Origin of the sequence: Kocuria sp. JC486 (genome assembly GCF_011602805.1) — a bacterium.
Taxonomy (GTDB): Bacteria; Actinomycetota; Actinomycetes; order Actinomycetales; family Micrococcaceae; genus Kocuria; species Kocuria soli.
Window position 1 is genome coordinate 26,318 of the sequence record NZ_JAAOZS010000024.1, and the last position, 12,002, is coordinate 38,319.

12 protein-coding genes are annotated in these 12,002 nt (G+C 66.6%); 7 read left to right on the top strand and 5 right to left on the bottom strand.

Features of this window, described 5'->3' with window-relative positions; translation table 11 throughout:
• Positions 1-15: 15 nt before the first annotated feature.
• Positions 16-636, bottom strand: coding sequence for a 5-formyltetrahydrofolate cyclo-ligase (locus GWK18_RS11155; protein ID WP_166835297.1), 621 nt, complete (start codon positions 634-636; stop codon positions 16-18).
• A gap of 204 nt (positions 637-840) precedes the next feature.
• Between GWK18_RS11155 and galU the strand changes: the two genes are divergently transcribed.
• From galU to GWK18_RS11185, 6 genes are all read left to right on the top strand, one after another.
• A complete protein-coding gene (gene galU / locus GWK18_RS11160) occupies positions 841-1,755 on the top strand; it encodes a UTP--glucose-1-phosphate uridylyltransferase GalU (RefSeq protein ID WP_166835299.1) in 915 nt (304 codons plus the stop codon).
• Positions 1,752-2,390, top strand: a complete 639-nt coding sequence (locus GWK18_RS11165) for a GNAT family protein (RefSeq protein ID WP_166835301.1) — start codon at positions 1,752-1,754, stop codon at positions 2,388-2,390. The genes galU and GWK18_RS11165 overlap by 4 nt, the downstream gene beginning before the upstream one ends.
• Before the next feature lie 246 nt (positions 2,391-2,636).
• Positions 2,637-3,479 (top strand): hypothetical protein, encoded by an 843-nt coding sequence (locus GWK18_RS11170; RefSeq protein WP_166835303.1) that lies wholly within the window; start codon positions 2,637-2,639, stop codon positions 3,477-3,479.
• A 20-nt stretch (positions 3,480-3,499) separates the two neighbouring features.
• Positions 3,500-5,230, top strand: coding sequence for a CYTH and CHAD domain-containing protein (locus GWK18_RS11175; RefSeq protein ID WP_166835305.1), 1,731 nt, complete (start codon positions 3,500-3,502; stop codon positions 5,228-5,230).
• Between the two features lie 15 nt (positions 5,231-5,245).
• Positions 5,246-6,700, top strand: coding sequence for a TIGR01777 family oxidoreductase (locus GWK18_RS11180; protein ID WP_166835307.1), 1,455 nt, complete (start codon positions 5,246-5,248; stop codon positions 6,698-6,700).
• A gap of 35 nt (positions 6,701-6,735) precedes the next feature.
• Complete coding sequence (locus GWK18_RS11185) at positions 6,736-7,233, top strand: hypothetical protein (RefSeq protein WP_166835309.1); 498 nt, start codon at positions 6,736-6,738, stop codon at positions 7,231-7,233.
• 42 nt (positions 7,234-7,275) lie between these two features.
• On the opposite strand, the gene GWK18_RS11190 is transcribed toward GWK18_RS11185, so the two are convergent.
• From GWK18_RS11190 to GWK18_RS11200, 3 genes are all read right to left on the bottom strand, one after another.
• Entirely contained in the window at positions 7,276-8,610 is a 1,335-nt protein-coding gene (locus GWK18_RS11190; RefSeq protein ID WP_166835311.1) for an OFA family MFS transporter, read from the bottom strand.
• 114 nt (positions 8,611-8,724) lie between these two features.
• Positions 8,725-9,312, bottom strand: a complete 588-nt coding sequence (locus GWK18_RS11195; RefSeq protein ID WP_166835313.1) for a DapH/DapD/GlmU-related protein — start codon at positions 9,310-9,312, stop codon at positions 8,725-8,727.
• Between the two features lie 552 nt (positions 9,313-9,864).
• Positions 9,865-10,251 (bottom strand): SRPBCC domain-containing protein, encoded by a 387-nt coding sequence (locus tag GWK18_RS11200; protein WP_166835315.1) that lies wholly within the window; start codon positions 10,249-10,251, stop codon positions 9,865-9,867.
• A 195-nt stretch (positions 10,252-10,446) separates the two neighbouring features.
• On the opposite strand from GWK18_RS11200, the gene GWK18_RS11205 reads away from it, so the two are divergent.
• A complete protein-coding gene (locus tag GWK18_RS11205) occupies positions 10,447-11,145 on the top strand; it encodes an NAD(P)-binding domain-containing protein (protein WP_166835317.1) in 699 nt (232 codons plus the stop codon).
• A gap of 27 nt (positions 11,146-11,172) precedes the next feature.
• Here the strand turns inward: GWK18_RS11205 and GWK18_RS11210 are convergent, their stop codons facing one another.
• Positions 11,173-11,556: a VOC family protein gene (locus GWK18_RS11210; RefSeq protein ID WP_166835319.1), complete on the bottom strand. Its 384-nt coding sequence runs from the start codon at positions 11,554-11,556 to the stop codon at positions 11,173-11,175.
• Between the last annotated feature and the right edge of the window lie 446 nt (positions 11,557-12,002).

A 12,002-nucleotide genomic window follows, 5' to 3' on the forward strand; every position in this document is an offset into this window, starting at 1 on the left:
AATCGGGAAGTGATTCTACGCCGCGGTTTCGCGGATCCCGCGCTCGGTCAGCGCCCAGCGGAGACGGGCGTCCCACGAGTCGGTCGGGACGCCACCCGCAGGCAGCACCTCTCGATCGAAGAGGCAGGCCACACAGGGAACGGAGGAGTCCAGGGTGGCCAGGAACGTGTCGTAGTAGCCCCCGCCCATGCCCAAGCGCACACCGTTCGCGTCGACGGCCAGGGAGGGGACCAGGACGAACGCAGGATCAGCGACGACGGCGACCCGTTCGCCCGTCGGTTCCAGCAGCCCTCCGGGGCCGGTCGGTTCGAACCGGGTGGAGGGAAGCCATCGCGACCAGGCGAGCTTCCGTCCGGGGCGGGCGACGGGCAGCCAGACCGGGCGTGACCGGGACAGCAGCCGTAGCCCCGTTTCCAGCGGTGGTTCCTCTGAAGTCGGGAAGTACGCCAGGACGGACCCTGACGGGTAGCGGGCATCGAGTGCTTCCAGACCCGCCCGGAACCCGGACTCCGCCCTCTCGAGGGTTGCTGCAGGGACATCGCGGCGCGCGGCGCGGAGGGACTTGCGCAGCGCGCCCTTGCCGCCGTCCGCAGCACCGCCGTCGGCGAGGGACACACCGTCCGAATGCATGTTCATGAACTCGTTTCTGGTCGTCGGTCCGTCCACAGTGCGGGGGACGATCTGCTCTGTGGCCTGCGGCGCAGGTCACGCGGGCGGGGTCCAGATGGGGTGGAGCGGCCCGGAATACCCACCACCGGCACCTGATGGTGTGGGCCGACTGGCGGCTCCTGGCGGAGGCCGGGCCGCCGTCAACCCGTGTTCGTCCGATAGTCTCAGGCCATGACCCAAGAGAACACGCAACACCCCGTTCGGAAGGCCGTACTACCAGCCGCCGGCCTCGGTACACGCTTCCTCCCGGCCACGAAGGCGACCCCCAAGGAAATGCTCCCTGTGGTCGACCGCCCCGCCATTCAGTACGTCGTGCAGGAAGCTGTGGACGCCGGTCTGGACGACCTCCTGGTCATCACCGGCCGGTCCAAGCGCGCTCTTGAAGACCACTTCGACCGGATCCCCTCGCTCGAGGACCAGTTGGAGGCTTCCGGCAAGGACAAACTGCTCGAGGCCGTTCAGCACGCCTCCGACCTCGGCGATCTCCACTACCTGCGCCAGGGCGACCCCAAGGGCCTGGGCCACGCTGTGCTGCGGGCCAAGACCCACGTGGGACACGAACCGTTCGCGGTGCTGCTCGGCGACGACCTGATCGACGAGAAGGAATCCCTGCTCGAGGACATGATCAAGGTCCAGGAGTCCACGGGCGCCACGGTCATCGCGCTCATGGAGGTCCCGCAGGAAGCCATCAGCTCGTACGGTTGCGCCGACGTCTCCGTCGTCGAAGGCCAGGACTACGTCAAGGTCAACCGCTTGGTCGAGAAGCCCAAGCCGGAGGAGGCCCCCTCCAACCTGGCGATCATCGGCCGTTACGTCCTGCACCCGGACGTGTTCGAGGTGCTGGAGCACACCGAACCGGGTGCCGGTGACGAGATCCAGCTGACCGACGCACTGCAGGAACTGGCCGGGCGCGACGGCGAAGGCGGCGGCGTCTACGGTGTGGTCTTCCGCGGCCGCCGGTATGACACCGGTGACAAGCTCTCCTACCTCAAGGCCAACATCACCATCGCCTCCGAGCGTGAGGACCTGGGTCCTGACCTGCGCGAGTGGTTGGTGGAGTTCACCAAGGGGCTCGAGACCAAGTGACCAGTCGGGCCGTGTGGCCCGTGAGCCTTTCCTGGGGAGACCTGCGCCTGCGGCCCTTGCGTGCGGCCGACCGCTACGAATGGGACGCGGTGCGCTGGCACAACCGGGAATGGCTGGCCCCCTGGGAGGCATCCCAACCCGAACCGTCCGAACGACCGCCGTCGTTCGGACGGTTCGTTCGTGGGCAGAACCGGGAGGCACGGGCCGGTCGTTGTCTGCCGTGGCTCATCACGGAGCAGGATCCGGGAACGGGCAGGTTCTCCCTGGTCGGTCAGCTCACGGTGTCGTCGATCATCCGTGGCGCCTTCCAGTCGGCCACCCTGGGGTACTGGGTCGACGGTCGGCAGGCCGGTCGCGGCATCGCTCCGTTGGCTGTCGCGATGGCCACGGACTTCTGTTTCGAGCATCTCGGACTGCACCGGATGCAGGTCAACATCCGGCCCGAGAACGCAGCCTCACTGCGCGTGGTCGAGAAACTCGGCTTCCGGGAAGAGGCGTATTTCAAGGACTACCTGCACATCGCCGGCGCGTGGGCGGACCACCGCGCGTTTGCGTTGACGGCACCGGAGGTACCCGACGGACTGGTTCGACCCTTCACCGGAACGGAGGTCGGGCTCACGGTCCACCCGCGCTGAGTGGCACCGCCGTGGCCCCATCCGGCGAGCAAATATGCCGGAACGGTCATGTCGGGAAAATCCGCGCAGACACGCCTGAGCGCGGCGCATTACACGCGTGTGATTCTCGGTTAGTGTTGTCCACGATCGCGCGGCCGCACCTTCTGTTGCGGCTTCGGATCCACTTCCCACCAACGCCGAGATCTCGAAGACAACCGGCGCGGGTACACCTGAGCTCGCGTCCGATGACCCCCAAGGAGTCAGGATATGGCCATCAGTGCGACCAAGAAGGCTGCCACCGCCTTCGAGGGCCTGAACATCAAGTGGGACCGCACCATCATTTTCATGCTTGGTTGCGCGGCCCTCTTCCTGGCCGTTGTCACGGGGATCTTGGCACCGCTGACCGCTGCGGTGACCTGGCCTTGGCCGGTGTTCCTGGTGCTGGTCGGCGCGGGCTCGATTGCAGCCCTGCGCTACCTGGCCGTTCAGGAACGCCGCGAGCGTGCTGCAGGCACGCCCGAGGGCACCGCAGCGGACGGCGTGGTGGACGCCGCGACTTCCGGCCGTCGGGACTCCGACGACGCCGCCCGCGCCGCCGTGTTCAACAATGAAGAACACGTTGCCCAGGAGTCCGTTCGGCGCGAGCAGAAGCAGCTGGCGGATCTGGACCTCCCCGAGGACAAGGCGTTCCTGAGCGATCTGCGCTTTGCCGAGGACGCCTCCGGCGCCGAGTACTCCGTCCCCGCAGGGGAGCCCGCGCCGGCCGAACTGCCCGAGCGGCTCAGCGAGGCAGAGATCGAGGCTGCGCCGGCCTCCGCGAAGGTCGTCCGCGACCTTCCGACCCACGACGAACTCGTGGCCGCTGCCAAGATGGTCGCCGAGAAGTCGGCTCAGGCCTCCGGTTCCACGTGGGAGCCCGTGCCCGTGCCCAAGCCGACCTACGCCCGTACCGCCGTCGCACGCCGGGAAGCTCCCCAGGCACTGGCCGTCCCCAAGGCCCCCGTTGCCACCCGCGGTCAAAGCCTGAAGGATGCTGCCAAGGCTCCCGAGCCCGCCGCCAAGACGCCCGGCATTGACCTGGACGACGTTCTGAATCGACGCCGCGCCTGATTCCGACCTTAAGGAACCTCATGACCCCGAACGTGCAGTTGGAGGTCGAGCGCAAGTACGAAGTGCCGACCGGTGCCGAGCCGGACTGGTCCGCGCTTCCCACCCTGGTCGTGGAGCCGGAGGTGGAGAGCCGAGCGTTGGAGGCCGTGTACTTCGACACCGCGTCGGACCGACTTGCCGGTTTCGGGATCGCGTTGCGCCGCCGCAAGGGCGGGCCGGATGCCGGCTGGCACCTCAAGTACCGGGACGAACTCGGGAAGCATGAACTCCACGTCCCGCTGCTCAAGTCTTCGGAGCGCATGCCCGCGCAGATGAAGCAGTACGTCGCCGGGCTCGCAGCGGGCGCGGACCTCACGCCGCTGGCCACCGTGCGCAACGATCGCGCGGTCCTCAAGGTGATGCACCCGGACTTCGGCCAGGTGGCGGAGATCTGCATCGACGACGTCGTGGCCACCGCCGAGCGCACCGGTGTGCATCGGACCTGGGCCGAGTACGAGGTCGAACTGGTCAACGGGACCGGGGCCGATGGTGAAGAGGTCTTCGCCGAGCTGGAAACCGTGCTGCTGACGGCGGGTCTGACGCCGTCCACGTCCACGGCAAAGATTGCCCGTGCCCTGGGCGCGGAAGACGGCGCCCCCGCCGTGACCGTGATCGTGCCCGAAACGGCCGATCAGTCCGAGTCACCCAAGAAACAGGGCTCCGCGAAGAAGTCCAAGAAATCCAAGAAGTCCGACAAGGACAAGGGCGGCAAGTCCAAGAAGTCCGAGTCGGCCGAAAAGGTCGAGTCGGCTACTCAGGCCGAGGATTCGGCTGAAACCCAGGTGACCGCGGAGGACCAGGTCGTCGCCCTGGCCAACCAGTCGCTGGCCCAGCTGCTCTATGCGGATTTCCTGCTGCGGATCGGTGACCCCTCTGGGGTGCACGCCGTTCGCGTGGCCGCGCGTCGTCTGATCGCCGTGATCCAGGGCATCGGGGACGAACTTGCTGGGACCAACCACCCGGGGTTGGCCGACCAGCTGTCGGTGTTGAGCGATCGGCTCTCGGCGGCCCGCGATGCAGAAGTCGTGGTGGAACTGCTGCCGGGCCGTGCCGCCGTCGTGGCGGAGAACGTGAGCGATGCCGGACTGGGACAGCTCAAGGCCATGGCTCAGGACCACCGCGAGTCCACCCGGTCGGCTGCGGTCCGTCACCTCAACGGGCGCGCGCACATGCAGTTGCTCACCGAACTCACCTCCTGGGCCGAAGGTCTGCAGCTCACTCCCGAGGCGCGTGAACTCTCGGCGAAGAAGCTGGCCACGCGCGCCGTCAAGCGGTGGAGCCAGGCAGTTGCGGACGCGGAAGCGTCGCTGCAGTCAGAGTCCGAGCCGAGTGCTGCGGAGACGGATGCCAAGTCCGGGACCAAGAAGACTTCGGCGGCCGTGAATGCCGTGCACGCCCACCGCAAGGCTCTGCGGAACCTGCGCTACGGGCTCGAGGGGCTGTCCGTCACCGCGGGACTCCAGCCCAAGAAGGCCTGGCGTGGTCTGTTGGACAACACCCAGGACACCCAGGCCGAGCTGAGCGAGATGATGGATTCGGCCGTCATGGACGACTGGTTCGGGCTGGCCGCGCGATCCCTGATCCGCACGGGTGGTGACCGCTACGTGGTCGGCCTGCTCCACGGCCAGGAACGCGCGCGCCTGCAGGACTACGAGACCCGTGCGCCGGAGCTGATCGACAGGCTACTGTCGGAAGTGTCACCCGACGCCTGATCCGTAGGAGCTCCCATGGCCGTCTTCGAGTCCACCGAACACGTCGGCCATCCCGCCGAGGACGTTTACCAGTGGCACCGGCGGCCGGGGGCTTTGACGCGTCTGAGTCCTGAATGGGCGCAGACCGTGGTCGAAGAGTCCTACCCACCGCTGGTTCCCGGTACCCGGGCGCGGCTCAAGACCGCCGTACCCGGCACCGCCGGGACCGTTCGGGTTCCGTTCGTCGCCGAGCACGACGACGGCCCCACCCCTCGGTCGTTCGTCGATCGCATGGTCAAAGGTCCGATGCGCTCGTGGACCCACACGCACGTCTTCGACGGCGACGAGTCATGCATGGTGCGTGACCGGGTGGAATACGAACTCCTGCCCGGAGGCCTGGGCGGTGGCGGGAACACTTTGGGGAAGTATGCAGGGACATTCACGGACCGGTCCGTCCAGTCGATGCTGACCAAGACCTTTGCTGATCGCACGGCGCGGTTGCGCGCCGATCTGGACCTGCAGGCGGCGCTTTGGGCCCGTTCCGGGCAACGCCTGAACGTTCTGATCGGCGGGGCTTCCGGTCTGGTGGGTTCGCAGGTGGCGGCACTGTTGTCCACGGGCGGGCATCAGGTCCGCAGGCTGGTCCGCGGCGAGGCACGTCGGGCGGACGAGGTCCGGTGGGACCCCGCCAGCGGTGACCTTGATCCTGCGGCCGTGGCCTGGGCGGATGTGATCGTCCACCTGGGCGGGGCATCGATCGCCACCCGGTTCACGGACAAGAACAAGCAGAAGATTCTGTCCTCCCGCGTGGACAGCACGGAGCTGATCGCCAAGACCTGCGCGGCTATCCCTGCGGCTGATCGACCCCAGGCCTTTGTGTGTGCCTCCGCGGTGGGTGCCTACGGTGCCGACAGTGGGGACCGGATCCTGACGGAGGACCAACCGTACGGTGACGGCTTCCTGGCGGAGGTTTGCCGGGAGTGGGAGGCTCGGGCCGCCAAGGTTGAAGACCTGGGGATGCGCCGGGTCTCGATCCGGACCGGCCTCGTGCTCAGCTCCCTGGGTGGGCTCCTGAGAGTTCAACTGCCGCTGTATCTGGCCGGAATGGGGGGACCCGTGGGAACCGGTCGGCAGTGGATGTCCTGGGTGTCCTTGGACGACATGGCGGGTATCTACGCAACGGCCGTCGTCGACGACGCTGTCCACGGCCCGGTCAACGCGGTGGCGCCCAACCCCGTCCGACAAGCCGACTTCGCCAAAGAACTCGGACGGGCTCTGCACCGCCCGGCGGTACTGCCCGTCCCGGCGATGGCCCCGGCCGCACTGTTGGGCCGGGAAGCCTCCCGGGAGTTGGCGTTGGCCAGCCAACGCGTGGCTCCTCGCGCGATGGAAGCCGTGGGTTACGGGTTCCGGCACTCACAGTTGAGAGACGCACTGGCGTGGACACTGCCGCCGCAGGGTCCTGTGGGTCCCGATTCTTCCCGGGCCTGAAGCCGGTCGAGTTTGACGTCTTGAGGAGGAACGCGATGGCCAAGCACAGCAGCAGGCGGTCGCCCGAAGGCAAACGGATCCGTCGCCTTCGGACGGGACTGTCCCCGCGGACGCGACGGTCGGTAGGCCGGGAGGTCGCGCGCGGCCCCGCGAACGTGTTGACAGAGGTGGAACACAGCACCGGGTTGCACGCGCGGAAGCTCGTGGACCTGCGCCACGGAGCCCGTGGGGGAAGCGTGGCGGTGGTCGAGGTCGACGGCTCCACATCCGCTGCCGGTCCCGCACCGGACCGCTACGTCGTCGGCCTGAACACCGACGGGCGGGTGGTTTCGTGCGTACTGACAGAGCGCCGGGCCGAACAGGCGCCCACCGACGTGGTCTCCCCGGTCCTACCCATGGAGCTCGGCTTGCGGGCAGACCTGGACACGGACGTGGCGATCTCCGTCCGGCGGTTCAACGTGCTCAACCTGCGGCTGCGCGGGTCGATCAAGCCGTCGAAGCACAAGCGGCTCGGGCGGCGCAGGCGGGGTTGAATCCGGGTACGGGGCCCGGCGTCGTCGTCCAGGGCCGGAAGATCAGACCTGGCTGCCGGTGACCTCAGGGCGGCGCGGCGACTTGGTCAGGAACGGGATGACGGCACCCACCAGCGCCAGGACACCGATCACGGTGAAGGCCGTGGTGTAGCTCGAGGACCCGATCAGCCAGGATGCGATCAGCGGACCGGCGACGCCGCCGATCGACCAGCCGACCAGCATGAGCCCGTAGATGCCGCCCGCGTTGGTCATGCCGAAGAACTTGCCCGCGGTGGACGGCATGGTGCCGAAGCCGCCGCCGTAGCAGGTGTAGATCACGGCGGCCAGGACACCGAAGATCAGCACGGATCCCGCGTGCGGCAGGATGATCAGCGCGATGCCCTGGATGGCCAGGATGCCGACGAAAGCCGGCATCTTGCCGATGCGGTCGGAGATCCAGCCCCACAGGATGCGTCCCGCTCCGTTGAACAGGCCCATGAAGCCCACCAGGGACGCGGCGGCAGCGGCCGAGTAGCTCGAGATGTCAGACGCAGCACTCGCCGCCACGGAGATCAGCGAAATCCCGGCCGTGACCGACAGAGCCAGGATGGCGGTGAGCATGTACCACTGCGGGGTGCGCAGCGCCTGGGCCTGCGTGAAGTCCTGCGTTGCCGCGGGCTTGGTGGTTGCGTCGGCACTGGTGGCAGCCGTCGTCGAGGCCGGGGCCATCGACGGCGGCCGGTAGCCCTTGGGTGGGTTGGCGAAGGTGAAGGCACCCAGCAGGCCGAGCACCAGGTAGGCGATGCCCAGGGGGAGGAACGGGGCTGCGGGTTCCGAGGGGTTGGCCTCGATGAGTCGCTGGGCCACGGGGCTGGTGATCACGGCGCCGAAGCCGAATCCACCCACGGCCAGGCCCGTGATCAGGCCGGCCTTGTCCGGGAACCACTTCTGGAGCATGGCCACGGGGACGATGTAGGCCAGGCCCAGGCCGAAGCCGGAGATCAGGCCGTACCCCAGGATCAGCAACCACAGTTGGCCTGGTTCACGCGCGAAGGACGAGAGCAGGATGCCGATCGAGTACAGCACTACGCCCACCAGGGCGACGATGCGCGGGCCCTTCTTGTCCTGAAGCCGACCACCCAGGAAGGCGCCGATGAAGATCATGCCGATGCACAGCTCGAACGGGATCGCGGCCTGGACCTTGGTGAGGTTCAGTGCCGCGTCCGGTGCCACGAAGGCACGGGAGAACGTGCTCCAGGCGTACACGCCGCCCAGCGCGAGCTGGACCAGGACACCGCCGGCCAGGATCAGCCAACGGTTCGGGGTCTTCCCGGTGGTCTGTGCCGCCGTTCCAGAAGAGGCGTCCGACGTGTGGTGCGTGTGGGAGGATTGGCTCATTGGGGGTTCCTTCCGGTTCTCCGGTGAATCCGTTGGAATTGATGGAAGCCTAACCCTGCTGAGGAACATTCGTCCGGCAATGCGGCCCTGTGGTGCAACCGTGGAGGCAGGGGCTCAGGCCAGATCGAGCAGGTGCTTTGCCGGTACGCCACCGACGACGGTATTCGGAGCCACGTCCTTGGTCACCACGGAGCCCGCGCCGACCACGGCGTTCTCGCCCACGGTCACTCCGGGACAGATGGTGGCACCCGCCCCGACCCAGGCATTGCGTCCGATGTGCACACGGGCGGTGATCACGCTGCGGCGCCGGACCGGGTCGGGATCGTGATTGACGGAGAGGATGGTGACGCGCGGGGCGATCAGGGCGTCGTCGTCAATGGTGATGCCGCCCAGGTCCACGAAGAAGCAGTCCGCGTTGATGAACGCGCGTTCGCCGAATGTGATGTGGCGGCCGAAGTCGGAACGGAAGGGGAGGGCCACGCTGGCGGACTCCGGAACCGGTCGGCCCGTGATCTTCGACAGCCGTTCGCGGATGTCGGCGGGGGAGCGGTACCCGGTGTTGAGCTCGGCCAACAGGCGTGCGTTGTCCTGCACGATCTGGTCCACCAGCCGGAAGGAGGGGTCGTGGAAGTCCTGGAAACCACCGGCCAGACAACGCTCAAGGACGTCGTTGTGCTCCGGGGACTCTGCGGTGGAGGTCATGGTCCTCACCGTACCCAGCGGGCGGAAGGGCAGGAAGGTTCCGCCGATACCTGGCTGGCGACGTCCGGTCGGGTGTTGGATGACTGTCATTGGCCCAAGTGGGCCGTGGGCTTTGCCTGTGAAGGCAGTCATCCACAATGCCGGCACCATGAACGGCCCGGCGATTCTGCCCATCAACGTGGTGGCTCCGTACGTCCTGACGGCGTTGCTGCCGGACGTACGACGGCACGTGTACTTGAGCAGCAGCATGCACTTCGGTGGGCGCTCGCGATTGGAGGGTCTGGACTGGTCGGGCAGGACGACCAGGCGCTCACGTCCTGCGGGTACTGGCACCATCAACGCCGGTCAACGCCGAACGACGCGGTGGCGGACGAGGAGTTCCAGGACCGGCTCATCGCGGCGCTGGGGGAGTACACGGGGGTTCCGGTGGGGCGAGTTGACGGTCGCCGTCGGAACAGGTCTTAAGGCCTAGCCGTGCTGCCGGGCTTCCACGTACTTGACGAAGCTGTCGAGCACCATGGTCCACCCTTGGACGTTCTCGTCCATGGCGGATTATTTTTCGGCCTCCGGCAGGCGGTCGAATCCTGATTCGACGACGGTCACCGCGGTTTCGTTCGAGCCATCTGTGCCGAGGGTGAACTCGACCAATGAGGCGTCTTCCCCGGGGATCGGATCACCGGGCTCGCCCCACAGCAGGCTGAATCGGGAGGGTTCCTGGAACTGCATGATGCGCATGGGCATCAGACCGTGGCCGACCCATTCGAACGTGCCGAGAGATCCGTCGCGCATGCCGTCCGGGAACTGGGCGGGATGACCCCACCAGCGTTCGATCGCCTGCGGATCGGTCAAACATGACCAAGTGATGTCTTGAGGTGCCTTGACGGAAACGGTTCGAGTGATCCGCCCCGCCTGGAAGTGTGCATCGGTCTCGGGGTTCATCTGGCACTCCTGGAGAGAGCGAACAGTGCCTTGCAGCACCAGTGTGGGCAGATGTGTCAGAGGGAGGCAACCGTGTTCCCACGGAGGGGGTAATACCAGTGCCTCCCTGGCGCTGGCGGCCGGTGCCTACGGTGAACACGGCAGTGCAGGAGAGCTTCGGCACTCCGTCGCACCATCGTTGTGAAAGGAATTCCTGTGAAGATCGCAGTTCTTGGGACCGGAATGGTGGGCCGAACCTTGGCGGCCAAGCTCGACGAGGTTGGGCACGACGTCGTGATCGGGACCCGTGACCCGCAGGCCATCCTGGCTCGTACGGACACGGACGCGCTAGGAACCCTCCCTTACTCCCAGTGGCAGACGGAACACCCGGCGATCAGGTTGTCGGCCTATCCCGATGCCGGTGCGTTCGCCGAGGTGGTGCTCAACGCCACTCACGGCGCCGTGTCCTTGCAAGCGCTGGAAGCAGTGGGTGCGGCGAACCTCAGCGGCAAGGTCATCGTGGACGTCGCGCTGCCGCTGGACATGTCCGAAGGCATGCCGCCCACGCTCACCGTGGCGAACACGGACAGCCTGGGCGAGCAGATTCAGCGGGCCTACCCCGATGCCCACGTGGTCAAGACTCTGAACACCGTGTTCTGTGAAGTCATGGTCGACCCGTCCAAGATCCCGGGCGATCACAACATCTTCCTGGCCAGTGACCACGAGGATGCAAAGGCTGTGGCGCTGGACATCCTGCACCAATTCGGCTGGAGCGACGACGTGATCATCGACCTGGGCGGCATCAAGCGAGCCCGTAGCTCGGAGATGTACATGCCGCTCTACTTCACGCTGGCGGGACTTGAAGGAACGTTCGAGGTCAACATTTCCGTCAAGCGGGCGGTGGCGAGCGAATGAACTTGACTCCGGCGTGCTCGGCGGCTGTCAATCCGCGCGGACGACGCTGAGACAGAAGGGGTGCCCGACTGGATCTAGCATGACGCGCCACTGGTCTGGTGAGGGTTGATGATCCGCTTGGCGTGCGCCGATGGCGATCGCTGCTGCCACATCTTGATCAAGGTCCTCCGACGCCAAATCGAGATGCATCTGCTGGAGCTGCGGCCCTTCGGGCCATTCAGGTGCCTGGTAGTGGCTGACCTTCATCAAGGTCACGACCGGCCCTGGCTCCGGGCCAGCCAGGGAAATCACGCCCTTGTCCGGCGAGGCAAAGGCCTGCTGCAGACCGAGAAGCTGGCAGTAGAAAGGTGCCAGCGCAGAGGGCTGTGGGCAATCGATGGAGATGGAGGCCAGCGGTGCAACACGAGTCATGGTCGGAAGGGTAGCTCGGCGGTCGGGCCACGTGTCGGTGGATGGACTCGATCTGTTCGATTCGAGGTTGGGTTCTGTGTCTCGAGGTCAACCGAAGATTAGTCTGCCCAACAGGGGCGGGTTCACTCCCTGCCCTTGGTATATCTAGTCAGGTGCGGCGTGCATTCTGAGATCTCCGAGGCGTCCAGACTGGCCCGTTTCGGGGTCTCTCCGGGACCCTCGTATTGAGCTGTCACCCCTTATTGCTGCTCGAGGTGGAACTGTCGTCCAGGGGTGCGGTCTTCTGTGGGGCCTCGACTCAGCATCGAGGCGCTGCCGGGTACCAACGTTCGGGTTGTCGGATGTCGGACCTATCGCCAACTCGAGTGAACAAGGGGGCGTGAGGAACGTATCGGTGACAACTGATCGTTAGTGCCGGGAGGCGCTGGCGGGGAGGATGTCATCAT

Bases quoted from the DNA above. Each gene is read 5' to 3' on its own strand.
- GWK18_RS11155 (WP_166835297.1), bottom strand. From the start codon at position 636: ATGAACATGCATTCGGACGGTGTGTCCCTCGCCGACGGCGGTGCTGCG.
- galU (WP_166835299.1), top strand. From the start codon at position 841: ATGACCCAAGAGAACACGCAACACCCCGTTCGGAAGGCCGTACTACCA.
- GWK18_RS11170 (WP_166835303.1), top strand. From the start codon at position 2,637: ATGGCCATCAGTGCGACCAAGAAGGCTGCCACCGCCTTCGAGGGCCTG.
- GWK18_RS11175 (WP_166835305.1), top strand. From the start codon at position 3,500: ATGACCCCGAACGTGCAGTTGGAGGTCGAGCGCAAGTACGAAGTGCCG.
- GWK18_RS11180 (WP_166835307.1), top strand. From the start codon at position 5,246: ATGGCCGTCTTCGAGTCCACCGAACACGTCGGCCATCCCGCCGAGGAC.
- GWK18_RS11185 (WP_166835309.1), top strand. From the start codon at position 6,736: ATGGCCAAGCACAGCAGCAGGCGGTCGCCCGAAGGCAAACGGATCCGT.
- GWK18_RS11190 (WP_166835311.1), bottom strand. From the start codon at position 8,610: ATGAGCCAATCCTCCCACACGCACCACACGTCGGACGCCTCTTCTGGA.
- GWK18_RS11195 (WP_166835313.1), bottom strand. From the start codon at position 9,312: ATGACCTCCACCGCAGAGTCCCCGGAGCACAACGACGTCCTTGAGCGT.
- GWK18_RS11200 (WP_166835315.1), bottom strand. From the start codon at position 10,251: ATGAACCCCGAGACCGATGCACACTTCCAGGCGGGGCGGATCACTCGA.
- GWK18_RS11210 (WP_166835319.1), bottom strand. From the start codon at position 11,556: ATGACTCGTGTTGCACCGCTGGCCTCCATCTCCATCGATTGCCCACAG.